Annotated in this window: 16 protein-coding genes; 6 read left to right on the top strand and 10 right to left on the bottom strand. The window is 56.8% G+C overall.

Features of this window, described 5'->3' with window-relative positions; genetic code table 11:
* Positions 1 to 25: 25 nt before the first annotated feature.
* The 8 genes from ACYQ8U_RS18500 to ACYQ8U_RS18465 all read right to left on the bottom strand — a co-directional run bounded on the left by ACYQ8U_RS18500 (position 26) and on the right by ACYQ8U_RS18465 (position 10,581).
* The gene (locus ACYQ8U_RS18500; RefSeq protein ID WP_459947044.1) at positions 26 to 421 is read right to left on the bottom strand and encodes an HAD family hydrolase; all 396 of its coding nucleotides are present in this window, start codon (positions 419 to 421) and stop codon (positions 26 to 28) included.
* Positions 421 to 2,976 carry an SF1B family DNA helicase RecD2 gene (recD2, locus tag ACYQ8U_RS18495; RefSeq protein ID WP_459947043.1) on the bottom strand — a complete coding sequence of 852 codons (2,556 nt, stop codon included), beginning with the start codon at positions 2,974 to 2,976 and terminating at the stop codon, positions 421 to 423. The genes ACYQ8U_RS18500 and recD2 overlap by 1 nt, the downstream gene beginning before the upstream one ends.
* Positions 2,960 to 4,555, bottom strand: a complete 1,596-nt coding sequence (locus ACYQ8U_RS18490; RefSeq protein ID WP_459947042.1) for a 4Fe-4S binding protein — start codon at positions 4,553 to 4,555, stop codon at positions 2,960 to 2,962. The genes recD2 and ACYQ8U_RS18490 overlap by 17 nt, the downstream gene beginning before the upstream one ends.
* Complete coding sequence (locus ACYQ8U_RS18485; protein WP_459947041.1) at positions 4,552 to 5,469, bottom strand: DUF362 domain-containing protein; 918 nt, start codon at positions 5,467 to 5,469, stop codon at positions 4,552 to 4,554. The genes ACYQ8U_RS18490 and ACYQ8U_RS18485 overlap by 4 nt, the downstream gene beginning before the upstream one ends.
* 61 nt (positions 5,470 to 5,530) lie before the next feature.
* A complete protein-coding gene (locus ACYQ8U_RS18480; protein ID WP_459947040.1) occupies positions 5,531 to 5,968 on the bottom strand; it encodes a PilZ domain-containing protein in 438 nt (145 codons plus the stop codon).
* Positions 5,969 to 6,095: 127 nt separating this feature from the next.
* Positions 6,096 to 8,495: a glycoside hydrolase family 65 protein gene (locus tag ACYQ8U_RS18475; protein WP_459947039.1), complete on the bottom strand. Its 2,400-nt coding sequence runs from the start codon at positions 8,493 to 8,495 to the stop codon at positions 6,096 to 6,098.
* A gap of 80 nt (positions 8,496 to 8,575) precedes the next feature.
* Positions 8,576 to 9,322 (bottom strand): HAD family hydrolase, encoded by a 747-nt coding sequence (locus ACYQ8U_RS18470; protein ID WP_459947038.1) that lies wholly within the window; start codon positions 9,320 to 9,322, stop codon positions 8,576 to 8,578.
* 185 nt (positions 9,323 to 9,507) lie between these two features.
* Positions 9,508 to 10,581 (bottom strand): restriction endonuclease, encoded by a 1,074-nt coding sequence (locus tag ACYQ8U_RS18465; protein WP_459947037.1) that lies wholly within the window; start codon positions 10,579 to 10,581, stop codon positions 9,508 to 9,510.
* Positions 10,582 to 10,852: 271 nt separating this feature from the next.
* Here ACYQ8U_RS18465 and ACYQ8U_RS18460 point away from each other — a divergent pair, with 271 nt between their 5' ends.
* From ACYQ8U_RS18460 to ACYQ8U_RS18435, 6 genes are read left to right on the top strand one after another with little or no spacing between them, the layout of a single operon-like run.
* Positions 10,853 to 13,654 carry a monovalent cation/H+ antiporter subunit A gene (locus ACYQ8U_RS18460; RefSeq protein WP_459947036.1) on the top strand — a complete coding sequence of 934 codons (2,802 nt, stop codon included), beginning with the start codon at positions 10,853 to 10,855 and terminating at the stop codon, positions 13,652 to 13,654.
* Complete coding sequence (locus ACYQ8U_RS18455) at positions 13,654 to 13,983, top strand: Na+/H+ antiporter subunit C (RefSeq protein WP_459947035.1); 330 nt, start codon at positions 13,654 to 13,656, stop codon at positions 13,981 to 13,983. The genes ACYQ8U_RS18460 and ACYQ8U_RS18455 overlap by 1 nt, the downstream gene beginning before the upstream one ends.
* Positions 13,984 to 13,991: 8 nt before the next feature.
* A complete protein-coding gene (locus tag ACYQ8U_RS18450; RefSeq protein WP_459947084.1) occupies positions 13,992 to 15,509 on the top strand; it encodes a monovalent cation/H+ antiporter subunit D in 1,518 nt (505 codons plus the stop codon).
* A complete protein-coding gene (locus ACYQ8U_RS18445) occupies positions 15,509 to 15,997 on the top strand; it encodes a Na+/H+ antiporter subunit E (RefSeq protein ID WP_459947034.1) in 489 nt (162 codons plus the stop codon). The genes ACYQ8U_RS18450 and ACYQ8U_RS18445 overlap by 1 nt, the downstream gene beginning before the upstream one ends.
* A complete protein-coding gene (locus ACYQ8U_RS18440; RefSeq protein WP_459947033.1) occupies positions 15,991 to 16,260 on the top strand; it encodes a K+/H+ antiporter subunit F in 270 nt (89 codons plus the stop codon). Before ACYQ8U_RS18445 ends, ACYQ8U_RS18440 begins: the two co-directional genes overlap by 7 nt.
* Positions 16,261 to 16,271: 11 nt before the next feature.
* The gene (locus tag ACYQ8U_RS18435; protein ID WP_459947032.1) at positions 16,272 to 16,610 is read left to right on the top strand and encodes a Na+/H+ antiporter subunit G; all 339 of its coding nucleotides are present in this window, start codon (positions 16,272 to 16,274) and stop codon (positions 16,608 to 16,610) included.
* A 42-nt stretch (positions 16,611 to 16,652) separates the two neighbouring features.
* On the opposite strand, the gene ACYQ8U_RS18430 is transcribed toward ACYQ8U_RS18435, so the two are convergent.
* Entirely contained in the window at positions 16,653 to 16,811 is a 159-nt protein-coding gene (locus ACYQ8U_RS18430) for a YqaE/Pmp3 family membrane protein (protein ID WP_459947031.1), read from the bottom strand.
* Positions 16,812 to 17,017: 206 nt separating this feature from the next.
* A partial coding sequence (locus ACYQ8U_RS18425; protein ID WP_459947030.1) for a cation:proton antiporter occupies positions 17,018 to 18,701 on the bottom strand: 1,684 nt, incomplete at its 5' end.

Genomic DNA, 18,701 nt, shown 5'->3' with positions numbered 1-18,701 from the left:
CTCTGCAGTGACGAAAGAAAACAATCTACCTCCTGCTGAGAAGCATATGTTCAACCAGGGGCCCTACTTTTTTCCAGTCGACGCAGGGTCTGACGAAACCTTTCGGCTGAATGAGCGGACAGCCAAAGGCGGCATCATCGATATAGACATCCGCGTAGGCCTTGGGGCTGCTGGTCCAGGCATCCTGATCCGGGTTTCTGTTGACACCAAATAATTGAATGCTGTTTTCCTCCATATACTGCACGGCATCGCGCAATAAAGGCATATCTTCCGATCTGTTCGAGCGCATGGTATACAAAATGATCTTTGCTCCATGCCGCTGCAGCCTTTGCAGCCAGGTAACCGCCCCCGGCACCGGTTCGCCGATATCGGGATAACGGTGATCAACCACCGTTCCATCAAAATCAACACATATGTACATCAATCACTTCCTCCGAAAGGGTTTTCTGGTCTCTTTGCGGCATATCGTAATACACCTTGCGGACATTGCAACGCAGTTTCGCCACCCTGCTTTTCGGCAAGCAGCAGGCGCAATGCCGTCTGGCGCTTACTGGTATCCTGCTGACGCACGGCCATGGCCAGGGCCTTGCGCGTGCCGACCACCACGGCAAGGTTTCTTGCCCGGGTCAAACCGGTATAGATGAGATTGCGATAGAGCATTTTAAAATGCTGCGTCAATACCGGGATGATGACCGCACCAAATTCACTGCCCTGCGACTTATGAATGGTTATCGCATAGGCAAGATCGAGCTCGAGGATATCATCTTTTTCATAGACCACCTGTCGTTTATCAGGGAAAAAGGCCACCACACACCGAAGACCAAGGGTATCAATAGACAGTATCGTACCGATATCGCCGTTAAAGACCCCGAGATCATAGTTATTTCGCCGGTGGATCACCCGGTCGCCCACGCGAAAAATCCTCTCGCCCACCAGCAGCTGCGCCTTGCCCTCGGCCGCAGGGTTGGCCGCTTCCTGGATCAGCCGGTTTACATTCGCCGTGCCGAGACTGCCGCGGGTCATCGGCGAGAGGATCTGGATCTCACAGTCCCGGCCATGATATTTCGGGATCCACTCGAGATAGAGGCGCACCACCGCATCGACGGCGGACAGGCCATAATGCAGGGTTGACCAGGGATGCACCCTGGCCAGGACCGCTTTCAACTCATCGACAGCCCCTTGTGCCTGCTGCACCTTGTCCAGATCGACGTGCAGGAACTTCTGCGGAATGACGAAATCTGTCTCGTAGGAGGAACGGATCGGCTCACCGGTGCGAAATTGATAGAGATTTTCATTGGTCACCAGCCCTTCCAGCTGCGGTGTCTGCAGCGCGTACATTTTTTTCACCCGGGCGACAAAGCTCAGTTGCTCCTGGGTGGCCTCATCGGAATCAATAAACAGACAGTCGATCTTCTCCGACCATATTTGCGGCTTTTTAAAGGGCGAATCGATGGGCGGGGTGACGCCCCTGTTGATCAGGTGGGCATATTCGATGATCTTTGATTGCCGCGCCTGCCTGAAGATCCGGGTCAGGGTAAACGCAGCGACCGAACCGGACTCGATGATGTCGCGCAGAACATTGCCGGCGCCGACCGACGGCAGCTGATCACCATCACCGATAAACAGCACCTGGCAGCCGGCAGGCACCGCTTTGAGGAGAGAGGCGGTCAGCGAGATGTCCAGCATGGAGCATTCATCGACGATGAGAAAATCGGCCGGCAACGGCTGCTCCTCGTTTTTCTTGAACATGCCGTTCTGCCACTCGAGCAGGCGGTGCAGGGTTTTTGCCTCCCGGCCGATGACCTCGGCCATGCGCTGGGCGGCACGCCCGGTCGGCGCGGCCAGCAGCACCCGTTTGCCGAGATGCTCGAGCAGTCTGACGATGACCAGCGTGGTGGTGGTCTTGCCGCAGCCCGGCCCGCCGGTGAGGACGGAAAACTGCTCGGCGACAACCGCCTGGACGGCAACCGCCTGTTCCTCGCTGAGCGAAATGCCCTGTTGTGTACAATGCGAATCGATCCACTCGCCGACCGCCCGGCCATCAACCGGCAGAGGCCGGGCCATAGCAGCCACTCTTCCCGCCACATACGCCTCGTCATAATAGAGGGATTTCGAGTAGTAACAGATCTGCTCCGGGCCTTCGGCCAGAGACCACCGGCGTACCTTCAGCTGCTGCTCCGCCTCCATGCTGCGCAGAATATCGACCAGCCGGTTATCGGCATTAAAGCCGAGCAGGCTGGCCACTTCACTGCTGATCTGCGTGGACAGCAGGTAACAGTGGCCCTGCTCGCGACCGGCGGCCAGCACATGCCGAACGGCGGCGGTTATCCGCTGCTCGCTGTCAGGTGCCAGCCCCAGGCTGAGGGCGACCTTATCGGCGGAAAAAAAGCCGATGCCGTAAAAGTCGGCGGCCAGCCGATACGGATCATCACTGACTCTATGTATGGCCTGGTCGCCGTATTTCTTGTAGATGCGCACGGCAAAAAGGGTCGAGATGCCATGCCCCTGAAGAAACATCATCACCTCGCGCACTACCCGGTGCTCCCGCCAGGCCTCCTCGATCATACGCAGCTTTTTTTTGGCTATGCCGGGGACCTCGAGCAGCCGGCCGATATCATGTTCAAAGATATCCAGGGTATTTTCCTTAAAGTTGCGGACAATCCTCCCGGCAGTTTTCGGGCCAACGCCGTGGATCAGCCCGGATCCGAGATATTTCTCCAGCGCAGCGGTGGTCGCCGGTTTTTTCTCAATCGCCCGATCCGCCTTGAACTGTCGACCAAACTGCGGATGCACGGTCCAGGCGCCATGAAATTCCATGGTCGCGCCGGCAAACACCTTGGTCTGGTGCACGGTCACCGTCTCCAGGGAACTCGGGCTGTCAAAGGGGGCAACGCGCAGGACCGACCAGCCGCTGTCCGGGTTGTGATAGGTGACCCGCTGGACGATGCCGCGCAGATGTTCAGTTATATCCGGCATAGCTGGTCAGGGATTTTTCCGGATGCCGGTGCTCTCCGGCATTGGTAATATAAATGGCGCTTCTGCCCTGAAGCGGACACTTGGTCTCGCAGATACCGCAGCCGATGCACAGTTCATCAACGACGTAGGGTTGTCGAACCATGATTGATTGCCCGTCGTCCCTTTGTATGGTCACGTCCTTGAAGCGGATAGCCTTGTCGGGTGTCGGGCAGTGTTCCTCACAGACCATGCAGGAAATGTTCTTGGCAAAGGGCAGGCAGATATCCTTATCAAACCAGGCATGGCCGATTTTCAACAGATGCTTTTCCGGCATGGTCAGCTGCCGGATGGCGCCGGTCGGACAGACCTGGCCGCAGAGGGTACAGTTGAATTCGCAGTAGCCGGTCCTCGCCAGCAGCATCGGGCTGAACATGCCGTCGAGTCCCGCCTGAAAAAGCGCCGGCTGCAAGGCGTTGCCCAGACAGACCTGGATACATTCGGCGCAGCGGACACAGCGCCGCAGAAAATCACTTTCAGCCAGCGCCCCCGGAGGACGGATGAGCAGAGGGTCGGGATTTTTCGCCAGCACCTCCACCCCCTTGACCGTGGGCAGCAGAAAACCCAGCAGGCCGGCGGCAACAAACTTTCTCCGGGACAGTGATACGCCGCTGCCTGGCTTGCCAGCTAAGGAAAAGCCGAAATGAATGATCTGCCGGGGGCATTTTGCCACGCATTCATGGCAGAAGGTACAGCTCGCCATAGCAATCTTCCTGTCCTCATCAATGGCGCCCATGCGGCAGCTCTTGCTGCAGATGCGGCAGGCGCCGCAAGCCTCATTGCCGCCATGGCCGGCAAACATGCCTTTGCGGCCGACAAGACCAAGCATGGCACCGAGAGGACAGAGGTTACGGCAGAAAAACCGCCGCTGCACCGCCTCCAGAAGGAGTACCCCGAGCAGCATGAACAGTGAAACAGAGGCCAGCTGAAAAAATTTTTGCCCGGACGGCAGGACAACGTCCCGCAAAATCCCGTATACCGGTTCGGTGAAAGCGTTGACAAAATCCGGCAGCTGCTGATAGGTGAAGGTAAAAAAACCCACCGTCACACTGTTGACTACGGGATAGACTGCCTGGGCCAGCCCGCGTACCAGGATGGAAAACGGATCGAGGTAGCCGGCAACGGCAAAACCGCAGGCGCTAGCAACAAGGGCAAAGGCCAGGAGGAAAAGCGGCAGGCCGGGAAAATAGGTGCGGTTTTTTTTATCCCGTGCAGGAAGAATTTTCTGCGACAGATCGAGCAGGGTGCCCATGGGACAGAACCAGCCGCAAAACACCCGGCCGAGGACAAAGGTCAGCAGAATGACCGCAAGAGAAGGCAGCAACAAAGCGACCAAGGTCTTTGCACCAAGCACAACAGCGGCGGCAAGAAAGGGATCGAGGCGAAAAAGGATATTGACCGCTGCGTCCAGACGATCTGAACCGTTGTAGTCGGTTTTTATAAACAGGACCAGGAAAAGGGCGAGAAATGCCAGCTGCACGAGGCGCCGCAGGAGGAGCAGGCGGTCCCTGGTCTCCCGTGGTTTTCGTCGTGTATCGATCATTCTACCTGCACGGTCTTGATCTCCATCTTGTCTAGATCCATCTCGCCCAGGCCCATTTCATAGGCGGCAATGGTACTGGCTATATCCTGCGGCTGCATGCCGAAAAGGGTTGTCCCGTACGCATCGGCGGCGACAGGATCGGAACAGGCAATCACCGTATCAAGCACCTGGACATCATCGAGCCGCCCGCCCTGGGGCCCGTTGCGCAGTAGTATTCTCGTGGCATCGATCAGGGTCAGCTTCGGCTGGACCACCGTTGCCAGATCGGCCAGCTCCTGGCCAAGATTATGGTGCAGTCTGCCGCGATTGCCGCCGATAACCCCCATGGAATTTTTCAGGCCAAGGGACAGACGGCTGAGGCCGTGGTGCTTGGCGACCGGCACATTGATATAGCAGTCGGCGGCCAGGGCGTCTTTATATATCTCCCACCTTTTCAGTGATTTGCCTCGGTCAATATCGACGGGGACAAATTTTCGCTCATCGATATGTTCCCAGCGTATCCGCGCATCACCAACTTTTTTCAGTTCATCGATAATACCGCTGTTGGTATAGCATCGCCTTTTTTCATTGCAGGTGTGATCAAAAATCTGCACCCGGGCGGCACCGGCATCGAGAGCCAGCTCGGCTAAGGCCCGCACCACCAGGGGATGGGTATTGGCCGCCTGCTCGGGCGATCTGTCCCAGCCCATATTCGGCTTTATCACCACCGTGTCGCCGGTTGTGACAAAAGCCGCCATGCCTCCGACGATGGTGACCGCTTTTTCGACAAGCAGGCGATAGTCCTTGCCTTTGGCCACGCCAAGCAGCGGCGGCGGATTGGCCGCCTGCAGTGAAGCGATCTTCCAACAGGGAACGCCGAGACTTACCCCGGCACTCCAGAGCAACACATCTCTGACAAACTGCCTTCTGTCCATGTCTTTTGCCCTCTGGCGCAGAATGGCCGGAATCCTGTTCCGCAAGGTTGCAGCAAGCAGGTCAGGCGACAGGTTTATAACCCTTCGAAGAAATAAGCCCGACGATAAATGAGGCGTACTCCTGGTTGAGATCGACGAACTCAAGGCCAATGCGGTATCCGCCTTGTTCAGTACGAACATTTCTGACCACTGCCCGCGACACTATCTTCTGTTGACCAAGAAAAAAACCGACCTTTACCTGCTGGCTTTCCGTCAGAGGACTGGGCAAAAGAACCGCCAGACCACTCTGCGCCAGATCGACCACATAGCCTTTTTCATCGAAATTTTTCGAGACGACCTTAATCGGTATGCTTTTTACCTCAAGAAGCGGATACAGATCACTTTTGGCAATGCGTATCAACGCCCTCTTGCCGAGAGGGTTTTCCGGCTCAAACTGCCAGTCCACCTCGAGCCCCTCAAGTGAAGGGATATCATCCCACTTTGTTTTTTCTTTTGTCATGTCTTGATAAACTCGTAAAAACTTAAATCTTCGGATGGCTAAGTAAAAAGTACATCTCCAGAAAATTGCTGCTTGGTAAACTTAAATACATGGACCCTGAAAGAACAAGGTTTTTTTCTCTTGTCGCTTACCCGCCTGCACCGTTCAACGGTGTACAGCCATAGGTACACATCATCTCCGATTTTTCCTGAGTCAGGGTAACCTTTTTTTCAGCATGGTGAAAGGTCAGATCCGGTCCCTGCACAAGTCGATAGATGGCGCCTTCCGGCACAAGCTCAACTTCCATGATGCTTTTCCGGATCTTCAAGGTAAAGCGGAACAGTGTGCAACGACTGGGCAGTCGCGGATTAAAAGAGATATTGCCGTTGTAATCGCGCATGCCGGCGGAACCGTACACCAGCACCATCCATGCCGCGCCGATCGATGCGATATGGCAGCCATGGCCGATATTGCCACCGATATCGGCCAGATCCATCAACACCGCAAAGCGGCCATACTCCGCCGCCTTTTTGAGGTCACCGACCTCGGAGGCCATAATGCTCTGAATGCCGACGGAAAGTGACGAATCCCCCGTGGTAAGACGGTCGTAATAGACAAAATTCCGCTCCTTCTCTTCCTTGGAAAATTCATCCCCCAGGAGAAACATAGCCAGCACCAGATCGGCCTGCTTGATCACCCGATGACGGTAGATTACCAGTGGATGGTAATGCAGCAGAAGGGGAAAGTTTTCCGGCGGCGTTCCATTGATATCCCACTCTTTTTTATCGAGAAAACTGTCATCCTGCGGATGAATGCCAAGGGTCTCGTCGTAGGGAATATACATATTGTCGGCCGCCCGCCGCCACTCCTCGACCTCGCTCTCTTCCAGACCGGTCTTGTCCACCAGGCTCTGGTAGATTTCCGCATCTCCGAGGCAGAGGTCATCAACGGTATCGGCGGCAAACCAGAGGTTTTCCCGGGCCATCAGGTTGGTATAGGCGTTGTTGTTGACGACGGCATTATACTCATCCGGGCCGGTCACGCCGTGGATACAGAATTTTCCGTTTTTTCGTTGTGAAAAAAAACCGAGATCCCGCCACAACCTGGCCGTCTCGACGAGCATCTCGACACCTTCGTGGTGGAGAAATTCGATATCTCCGGTTACCTCGACATACTTTTTCAGGCCGAACATAATGTCGGCGTTGATATGGTATTGGGCGGTTCCGGCAGCATAATACGAGGAAGCCTCATCGCCATTGATGGTCCGCCAGGGAAACAGGGCACCTTTCTGATTGACGTCGCGGGCGCGCTGCCGCGCCTGGTCGAGCATGCTGTGCCGAAACTTGAGCAGGTTTTTGGCGATTCGCGGATTGGTGTAAATGAGAAAGGGCAGCACGTATATTTCGATATCCCAGAAATAATGCCCCTCGTATCCACCCCCGGTCAGACCTTTGGCCGGGATGCCGCTTCCCTCAGCCCGGATCGACGCCTGACACAGCTGAAACAGATTCCAGCGGATGGCCTGCTGCCATTCCTCGGTGGAACGGCCGCGTCCCTTTCTTCTTTCGATGACCGCCATCCGGACATCGCAGACCCGATAGTAATTCTTGAGAAAATGCTTCTGAGAGTCGAGAATCGCTTCGAAACCATTTTTTTTTGCCCGGGCCAGAGTCCGTCCCGCCCGCCGGCACAGATCCTCGGGCGACGTCCCCCGCGAGGTGTGGAAACTCATCCATTTGGTGATGCAGACGGGAATACCCTGCTGTGCCTGCACGGAGAAGGTAATTCTCCCGGCATCATCGGAGGCTTCGCTCTCCCAGCTGACCGGGTTCTCGGTAGCAAAAGTATGATCGAAGCCGCAGCCGAGGGTCATCCCACTGTTCTGGGTGGTAAAGCCGAGGATAATCTGCAGATCCTCGGCTATTTTCGCCTGCGGGATGAGTACTTTTTCCCTGAAAACCCGAGCGTCCCGCGGGTCGCCATCGGTGCCGCGGATCGTCCGATGGGGGGCAATCTCCGACAGGATCGCCACCGGTGCATGGCTGTTCAGCACAGTCACTTCATATTGTATAGCCGCCAGATGTCGATGTTCAAAGGAGACCAGCCGTGTCGATTTGATCGACACCAGCTTGCCCGAGGGCATTTCCCAGACAATATCCCGCGACAGGGTGCCTTCTTTCATGTCGAGCGTACGGTTGAAATGCTTCAGATTGGCGGTGGGCAGGAAGAAGGGTTCATCATCGACAAAAAGTCGTATGATTTTCAGGTCATGGAGGTTAACGATAGTCTGCCCGGTTTTGGCAAAGCCGTAGGCCTTTTCACCGTAGACGATAGGCCAGCTTTCATAAAAACCATTGATCAGGGTGCCGTGATTATAGAAGGGGCGGCCTTCCTCAAAGGTGCCGCGCATGCCGAGATAGCCGTTGCTCAGGGCAAAGATCGTCTCCATCTGGCCGAGGAAATCGGGGTAGAACTGTTTTTCGATGATTTTCCATTCATTGCCCGGATAGATATAGCGAGGCGGGTTGAGTCTTTCTCGATGCAGCATAATTATCTCTCCATATTTCTTCCCCTTCAATTGTCCTTTCAGCCAGGAAAAGAGGGGTGAGCCTTTCTACCGAGCATGCATTATCCAATCAGGTCTCTCAGGTCGGTAACGACGACATCGGCACCATTTTCCCGAAGAATCTCCGCATCCCCTTTTCGTGCCACGCCGACCACCAGGCCGAAATTGCCACGACGTCCGGCCTGAACCCCGGAAATGGCGTCCTCCACCACCACCGCTCGATCCGGGGAGACGCCGAGCAGCTCCGCTGCTTTCAAAAAGGGGTCGGGGGCCGGTTTCCCTTTGATCTGGTACTCTTCGACCGTGCGGCCGTCCACCCGCACGTCGAAATATTGTTCAATTTTTGCCACCTGCAACACGGCTTGACAATTTTTACTGGAGGAGACCACGGCGGTTTTCAGGCCTGAGGCACGAACATGGCGAACCAGGGTCATGCCATCGTCAAAGATATCGACGCCTTTTTCCCGCAACACGGTGGTGAACAGACTATCCTTCCGCCTGCCCAGTTCCCGGATGGTCAGCTGGTCGCCGGAGGCCTCCGCATCACCATCGGGCAGCTGAATCTGCCGCGATTCAAGAAAACTGCGGACTCCTTCCTGGCGGAGTTTGCCGTCGACATACTGATTGTAATCGGCAACGATGTCAAAGGGGACAAAAGGCTTTCCGGAGCGGCGGGCATGCTCGCTGAGGAATTCATCGAACATCTTCTTCCAGCAGGCGGCATGGATTTTGGCGGTCTCGGTAACGACACCGTCGAGATCGAACAGCACCGCATCAAAACGGCTCCTGGTGATGGTGGTTGGGGGCATGGCATCCTCTCGGGGTTGAAGGATTTCGCTAGTCTCTCCCTGCGTTTTTTACGTAGCCATCGCGAGATTTATGTTTTTACGAGTTTATCAATACATGGAATTTATTCAACAGATTTCATCAGGGGATGGCTGCGCATCTGTCGCCATCATGCAATGTTTCGATCATCCTGTAAAGCGCCTTTTTTTCACCGAACAGCAGTGGTTTTCTTCATGGTTTTCACTGCATTTTTACTAAGAGAAACCACCAGGCCTTTATCGGTCGTGTAGCTGATTTCATTGTCGGTTATTATTACATTATCGGTATATACTCTCCCCCCGGAAACAAATTCTATTTCGTAAGAAGACTTCTTTGCCTCAGTTTGCCTGCTCGTGTCTTTTTGTCTGATCGGTTGCGCAATTTGCAGGATTTTTGCTCCTCTCTCCCCGCCGGCGGCGAGAATTGCGATTATCCGGCTCGACCACATCGAATAAAAGGTGGTCCCGGTTTTATCGGAGTGCAATACAAGAGAGCCTCCTGCAAGCATGAGAAGACCAGCCAGAGCCCATTTCACCGCCACCAGCTTCCTGCCTGTTTTCTTCTCCGGTCGAGGTTCCTCGTGCACACTCGACTTCATATTGTTGTGCAGCTCTCTGCCATCCAACAGCAGAATATTATTAGCTCGGGCAAAGGTTACCGCATCTTTGGTGAATTCACCTGAGGTGACGACAATTCCACCGGTTGCCTCAGTCCCAACCATAGCCTCAAGCAACTCCTGAACAATCTGCACACCGACCTTGTCTGTTCTCCATTGCTTACATCGAACGAGGTATTTTTCCCTGCCTTTTTCGGCAATGAGAACAGTGTTGCCACCGGCCCCTGTTTTGGTTTTTTCAATGGTGAACTGCCGCCGCCGGAAATATTCTCCCACCAGAAATTCAAAATCCCGCCGGGACAGGTTATTGAGAGGATACGGAGCAGTGCTCCGGGACGTTTTGTCATACAGCCTGGTTCTGCTCTGTTTATGCATTGCTACGACAAAAGATCCTGACAAAAATGTCCCAGGCACAACAAACTGACCGAAAAATGCCAGCGAGCGCAGCATGCCGGGTACAACATTCTCGAAAAACCCACCCGTCCCGGTAACTGGCGGCAGTGCTTTTCCTGCATACCAGTGGAAGAACAAAAAGGAAACCAAGGCACAAGACACCCCGGCCCAGCAGGAAAATTTCGATGTTATATCAGCAATATCGTCAAAGACACTTCCTGATCTGCGAGCCATGACATCCTCTTTTTGAACAAATGATCGGGACAACCGGGTGCAATGCTATGAGTAATTCTTGGTATACAGGAAGGATAGAAGAGGAGACTGGCAAATGCAATTTTTTTATAAGAAGTGTCTCTCTTTTAAAGCAGCAGAGGACAAGACGATTGTTGAATTATTCAAGCGAAATGAGTATTCCTATACAGGTCCGTGCAGTTTTCTTTCTCCCCGGCAAGAGCTCCAGCCTTTACCGGATACAGATACCTTTTGGTGATGAACTAACCAGGATATGAATCTTCTGCTCATTGTTCTGCTGCCCTTTATCGGCGCCCTGTTACCGCCACTGGCTCTGCGGCTGGGCCGCGGGGCGGCGGCCTGGACGGCGGCCGCTGTGCCGGCAGCGGGCCTGCTGCTGTCGGTTGAGCCTCTGCTGGCAGCTTTTCGCGGGGAGCCGATGACAGGCAGCTGGTCGTGGCTGCCACAGGCCGATTTTACTCTCATCCTGCGCATGGATGGCCTGGCCGGCCTGTTCATCCTGCTGATCTTCGGCATCGGCCTGCTGATCATTCTCTACGCCAACTACTACCTGGCAAAAGATGATCCCCGCGGCCGGTTTTACGGGATATTGCTGTTGTTCATGGGCTCGATGGTAGGTATAGTTCTCTCCGATCACCTGCTGCAGCTGCTGATCTTCTGGGAGTTGACCTCCGTCAGTTCCTTTCTGCTTATCGGTTTTCGTCATCGCAGCTCGGAAGCCCGTCGGGGCGCGAAGATGGCCCTGACGGTTACCGGCGGCGGCGGGCTGGCGATGCTCGCCGGCTTTCTCCTGCTCGGACATATTGCCCACAGTTACCAGATCTCGGTTATCATCGCCGCCGGTGAGGGTATCCGTGCCCACGCCCTGTACACCCCGACCCTGCTGCTCATCCTCCTTGGCGCTTTTACCAAATCGGCGCAGTTTCCCTTTCATTTCTGGCTGCCCCGGGCCATGGCCGCACCGACCCCGGTCAGTGCCTATCTGCATTCCGCCACCATGGTCAAGGCCGGGGTCTTCCTGCTGGCGCGATTGTTTCCCGCCCTCTCCGGCACCGACTTATGGTTCTTCGTCGTCGGCGGCACCGGGCTGCTCACCCTGCTGTTCGGTGCCTATGTCGCCCTCTTTAAACATGATATCAAGGGGCTGCTCGCCTACTCGACCATCAGCCATCTCGGTCTTATCGTGCTGCTGTTCGGCATCGATACCCCTCTTGCCGCCGTGGCCGGGGTCTTTCATATCATCAATCATGCCACCTTCAAGGCCTCGCTGTTCATGGCCGCCGGCATTATCGACCACGAAACCGGCACCCGCGACATGCGCCGCATCAACGGTTTATGGAAGTACCTGCCGGTTACCGGCACCCTGGCCATGGTCGCCGCCGCGGCAATGGCCGGCGTGCCTCTGCTCAACGGTTTCATGTCCAAGGAGATGTTCTTTGCCGAAACCCTGCATTTGACGGCTCTGGGACCTGCTGCCTGGCTTCTGCCGGTGGCGGCAAACCTGGCCGGCATTTTGGCGGTGGCCTATTCTGCCCGCTTTATCCACGATGTCTTTTTCAACGGGGAACCGGTCAACCTGCCTATATATCCACCGCACGAAGCACCGCGGTATATGATTCTGCCGGTGGCGGTCCTGGTCGGCCAGTGCCTGGTGGTGGGGGTTTTCCCCACCTTGACCGTGGCACCGTTTCTGGCACTCGCCTCGGCCGATGTGCTGGGAGGACCGCTGCCTGCCTATAACCTGGCCATCTGGCATGGTTTCAATGCGCCTTTCATGATGAGCCTGATCGCTCTTGTCGGCGGTATTGCCGTCTACAGTGTGCGACAGCGTCTTTTTACCGTGTATGATCGGCTGTTTCCCGCGATCGACGCCGATGTTATCTTCCAGAAAAGTATTGATCGTGTCACCGGTGCCGCCCGCGCCATCACCACGACCATGGAGAACGGCTCCCTGCAGCGCTCTGTCGCGCTGTTACTGCTGGCCGCGGCCGTGGCCTTTGGTCTGCCGATTAGCACCGGCAAGGCACCTCTCATCGGCGTACTGCCGCTGTCCGCCATCGGTCCGGTCACCCTGCTGGGCGGGGTGCTGATCATCGCCGCAGCCCTGGCCACCGTACTGTGGCGGCGGCAGCGGCTCATCGCCCTCATCGCCCTCAGCGTCGTCGGCCTGGTGGCGGTCCTCACCTTTGCCCGGTTTTCCGCACCCGACCTGGCCCTTACCCAGCTGGCGGTGGAAATGGCGACAATCATCCTGCTGCTGCTTGCCCTGCATTTTTTGCCGCAGCAGGATCAGGCCGAGACTTCGCCCCTGCGTTGTGGCCGGGATCTGTTCTTGTCCCTGTCTATCGGCGCCGGCATGGGGCTGCTCAGCTGGGCCGTGCTCACCCGGCCGTATAGCAGCATTTCCGACTATTTCATGGAAAACAGCCTGCCCGGGGGCGGGGGAGCCAATGTGGTCAATGTCATCCTCGTCGACTTCCGCGGCTTTGACACCATGGGGGAAATTACCGTGCTGACCATTGCCGCCGTCGGTATTTACGCCCTGCTCGACAATCTCTGCCTGGCTCCCGGCACCCTGCACGGCATCGGCAGACGCTGGGCGCCGGAGCGACAGTCGCTGATACTGACCCAGATCACCCGCTTTCTCCTGCCAATGGCCCTGCTCGTGTCCATCTATCTGTTTCTGCGCGGCCACAACGCGCCGGGGGGCGGCTTTATCGCCGGCCTGACCACGGCCATTGCCCTGATCCTGCAATATATGGCCAGCGGCATTGCCTGGACGCACCGGCAATGGCGGCAAAAATACCACAAGGCCATTGCCCTGGGCCTGTTTATCGCCATCACCACCGGCATCGGCAGCTGGCTGTTTGATCACCCCTTTCTCACCTCCACTTTCGGCCACTTCCAGCTGCCGTTGATCGGCGAGTTTGAGCTGGCCACGGCCATGCTGTTCGACCTCGGCGTCTATTTCACCGTCGTCGGGGTGATCATGCTGATTCTGGCCACCCTGGGAAAACTGAGCGAACGCTGTCTGGAAACCAGGGAGGCCAACTGATGGAAATCCTTGCCTCTCTGGTCATCGCCGTGCTGTTTAGCTGCGGCATCTATCTGGTGCTGCGGGCGCGCACCTTTCAGGTGGCGCTCGGCCTGTCTTTGCTGTCCTACGGGGTCAATCTTTTTCTGTTTTTTACCGGCCGCCTGATAACCGGCGCCCCGCCTCTGGCCGGTGGAACGACAGCTACCGCCGATCCCCTGCCCCAGGCCCTGGTACTCACCGCCATTGTTATCGGTTTTGGCATGACCGCTTTTGTTGTCGCCCTGGCTCTGCGCGCCCGCGGTGAACTTGATAATGACCATGTCGACGGACAGGGAGCAAAGCGATGAATCATTTGATGAGCCACTGGATTATTCTGCCCCTGCTTCTGCCGCTGGCGGCGGGTATACTGAACCTGCTGCTGGTCAAAAGCGGCCCCGGTCCGCAGCGTCTGGTATCCCTCATCGCCGTGGCCGGTCTGCTGCCGGTGGCGGTCCTGCTGCTCCGTCTGGCCGACAGCGGTGCACCCATCGTCTATCAGCTGGGCAACTGGCCGGCCCCGTTCGGTATCGCGCTGGTTGTCGATCGGTTGAGCGCCCTTCTGCTGCTGCTGACCGCCATCATGTCCTGGCCGGTGCTGCTCTATGCCACAGGCGGTGATGACCGGCGCGGCCATAATTTCCATGTGCTCTTTCCCCTGCAGGTGTTCGGCATCAACGGCGCCTTTTTGGCCGGCGACCTGTTCAACCTGTTCGTCTTTTTCGAAATCCTGCTGATCGCCTCCTATAGCCTGGCCGTGCATGGCGGGGGCCCGGGGCGAATCCGCGCAGGCCTCCACTATGTGGTGCTCAACCTGCTTGGCTCCAGCCTGTTTCTGGTGGCGATTGGCACGCTGTATGCAATGACCGGCACCCTGAACATGGCCGATCTGGCGGTGGAAGTCGCCACGGCAGCCCCGGAGCAGGTGACCCTGCTGCGCATCAGTGCCCTGCTGCTTCTGGTGGTCTTTGCCTTAAAAGCCGCCGTCCTGCCCCTGCACCTCTGGCTGCCGACGCTGTACAGCAGCATCACCGCCCCGGTGGCCGCGCTTTTTGCCATCATGACCAAGGTCGGCGTCTACGCCATTCTGCGCACCTTTACCCTGATCTTTCCCCTGAACAGTGCACCATCCGATGTCGCCGGCTGGTTGCCACCGCTGGCCCTGCTCACCATGGCCGCCGGTACCCTGGGACTGCTCAGCAGTCGCCGGCTGACTGCGCTCATCGCCTATCTGGTGGTGGTGTCGGTGGGCACGCTGCTGGCCGGGATCGGCCTGTTCACTGTGGCCGGTATCACCGCCGTACTCTACTATCTCCCCCATACCACCCTGATCACCGCCGGCATGTTTCTCCTGGCCGACCTGATCGCCTGGCAGCGCGGCGCCGCGGCAGATTGGTTTTCCCCTGGGCCGCCGATGGCACCTCAGGTTCTGCCCCTGCTGGGGGTGCTGTTTTTTGTCGGTGCCGTGGCATCTGCCGGGATACCGCCGCTGTCCGGTTTTATCGGCAAACTGCTGCTGCTCCAGGCCGTGCCGCCGGAGGAGACCGTATTGCTGATATGGCTGTGGTCCATCGTTCTGCTCGGTGGCCTGGCCGCACTGATTTCCCTCAGCAGGGCCGGCAGCCTGCTATTCTGGACAACGGAAGGGGAAATGGTGACCACGCGGGGGCAAGGGCTTCGTCTACGCCTTGTCGTGCCAGTCGTCCTGCTGCTTACGATGAGTGTGGTCATGACCCTTTTCGCCGCGCCGATCTGCCGCTATGCAGAGGCCACCGCCACCCAGTTGCTGACGCCGGGCAACTATATCACCGCCGTGCTGCGCGAGGAGAAACAATAATGAAACGACTTTTGCCCCAGCCCTTATTCAGTCTGTGCCTGTGGCTGATCTGGCTGCTGCTGAACAATAGTGCCGCCCCGGGCCAGGTGCTGCTGGGCGGTCTGCTTGCCGTGGCCATCCCTCTTTTTACCGTGCGTTTCTGGCCCAATCGCCCTCGTCTGCTGCGGCCTTGGCGGCTGATAAGCTACCTGGTGGTGCTGCTCTGGGATATTACCCTCGCCAACCTGGTGGTCGCGCGATTGATCCTTGGTCCGATGCGCAGGCTTCGCCCGGCATTTATCCACCTTCCCCTGGATCTGTGCAACAATTTTGCCATTGTCGTGCTGACCAATACCATTTCCCTGACGCCGGGTACCGTCTCGGCCGATCTGAGCATCGATCGGCGTTCTCTACTGATTCACGTCCTTGATGTCGACGATGAAGCACAGCTCATTGCCCATATCAAACAGCGCTATGAACGACCCCTGCAGGAGATTTTCGAATGTTGAAAACCGCCATGACCATTGCTTTTATCTGCATCGCCGCAGCCCTTCTCCTCAATTTCTACCGGCTGCTGCGCGGGCCGACCATGCCGGACCGGATCCTGGCACTGGATACCATGTATATCAACACCACCGCACTGCTGGTACTCTTCGGCATTCACTTAAGCCTCACGGTATTCTTCGAAGCAGCCCTGCTTATTGCCCTGATGGGCTTCGTCGGCACCGTCGCTTTGTGCAAGTACCTGCTACGCGGCGATATAATTGAATAAGGAGAAATGAAATGCTGGAATTGTTCATCTCTTTTTTTCTCATCGTCGGCGGTCTTTTTGCCCTCATCGGCTCCATCGGCATGGCCCGCTTCCCCGAGCTGTTCATGCGTCTGCATGGCCCGACCAAGGCCACCACCCTCGGGGTCGGCGGCATCCTCGTCGCCTCAATGCTCCATTTCAGCTCACTGGAAGCCGGGCTCAGCCTGCATGAACTGCTGATCGGCATGTTTCTGATGATCACCGCGCCGGTCAGCGCTCACCTCATCGCCCGCAGCATGATCCACCTGCGCGGCGGCATCGAGCAGATCCGCAAAACATCCGGCGAGCAAGCAGCGCAAAAAGACAAGTAGCAGGTCCAGGGATCTTTCGGGTCACCTATTGTCACGCTGCTGTCAGCGTTTGGCGATGATCCACACGGCATGAACAATGCCGGGAATGTACCCCAACAGCGTCAAGAGAATATTCAGCCAGAAGGCGCCGCCGAATCCAACCTGCAGAAAAACCCCAAGCGGCGGCAGGAGAATTGCGATGAGTATTCTAAATAAATCCATAAAATTATCCTTTTAAAAAGAGGGTTATCTACTGATTACCCCATTGCGGTTAGGAGGCTGTCCGAGAATCACTTAAAACGGGCAGCGGCGAATTTGAGTGCACCACTGAGTGATGTCCAAATTAATTTAAGTGCCCTGGGTTGATGTCGCAACAGGAGCCGCAAAACTTTATTCCAAGTCGCGGCAATGCAGCCTTGCCGGGTAAGTCAGCTCAGAGCTAACGCTTCGGCCCCAGCTCTATCGGCATGGTTGTCGTTTTCGTCCTCCGGCGCAAAATAGAGCAATGTCCAACCGGCGGCGGCCTTGAATGGCTGTTCATTGGAATAAAGCTGCAGCTCGCCCTGCGGAGACACGCCGCCGAGCAGCAACCAGTCATCGCTGAGCTTATCGAGAGAGCTTTCCAGGCGGTCGAGATCAAAATCCTTGCTCAGGCTGGTTGTCTGTACTGCCCAGCCCTCCCTGAGCCGCCGCTGCAAGGTGTGGAAATCCGTCGGCGGATCAAAGGCGAAATAGCCGCGCTGCTGCAAAGCCAGCCGTTTTTGTTCCTGCTTCGATTCCTGGTACGGTGCCAGCTGGAAAGTGCGATGATGACCGAATTCATGTCCCTGTGCCTTGCAGACCAAAGCGTTGTAGGAATCATTGTCGGTAGCGCACAAGAGAAAACTCAGATGCTCATCATCGAGTTCATTATCGGCGTGCTCAGAGAGGATCTCGCCGTAATACACCTTGATGCCGTCCATGCGGATCGGTTTAAGGCGATGATACGATCCGTCAGCTACCATAACGTCGACATCAAGATTTTTCAGCGTTCGCGCCAGGGCCTGCGTCCAGGGAGAGGCACCAACAATCAACAGGCCGTTTTCTTTCTCGGCGGCCAGGGACATTTTCCGTGCCAGCGGCCCCAGGGTGAGTCCATGCGCCAGCACGGTGACGACAATGATCAGAAAGACGACAGGCAGAAGCGCCTCGGCGTCTTGGTATCCGGCAGCGACCAGTTCCGGACCGAAAATCCCCGCCGTGGCGGCGGCGACAATGCCGCGCGGGGCAATCCACGCCAACAGCAGCTTGTCCTTGCCGCGCATGGGCGCGCCCAGGGTAGCCAGGGCAATGGTCAACGGCCGCACCAGCAGCAGGACGGTCAGCACGAACACGGCGGTACGCCAGTTCAGCAATTCAAGCTGGCTGATTTTGAGCTGCGCCGGGATGACAATAAATAACATCGACAAAAGAACCACGGTCAGATTTTCTTTAAAGTGGTGCAGGGGCTCACGCTCGACCAGTTGCATGTTGCCGATGACCAGTCCCATCAACGTGACCGCCAGCAGACCGGCCTCGTGCTGGATGAGGTTACTCAGCCAGTACACAGCCAGCACCAGCGCCATGAGCATCGGAGCCTTGAGATGCGCGGGAACCGCGCCACGCCGATAGAGCCAGCCGGTGAGCCAGCCTCCCAGCCCACCGAACACCGCAGCCGCACCGATTGCCAAGCCGAGTCCGACCAGGCCCTGTGCCCAACCGTTCGCCGTATGGGTAAAATATTCGAACGTCAGCACCGCCAGCAGAACGCCCAGCGGATCATTGACGATACCTTCCCATTTCAACAGCGATGCCGATTCCTTGTTAAGACGGGCCTGGCGCAACATAGGCAGAATAACCGTCGGTCCTGTCACCACCAGGATCGCGCCCAGCACCCAGGCGACAGGCCAGCTCAGCCCGGCAGCGTAATGCGCGGCCAGCGCACCGAAAACCCAGGCTAACGGCGGCCCGAGAATGGTCAGCCGCCCAACGCCCTGACCAACGCGGCGAAATTCGCTCAGCTTGAGATCCATGCCGCCTTCAAAGAGGATAATGGCGACTCCCAGGCCGATTAATGCAGTCAGTTCCGTCTGC

The sequence above is a fragment of the Desulfocastanea catecholica genome (assembly GCF_054657295.1).
This window is presented reverse-complemented; position numbering and strand designations above follow the sequence as displayed.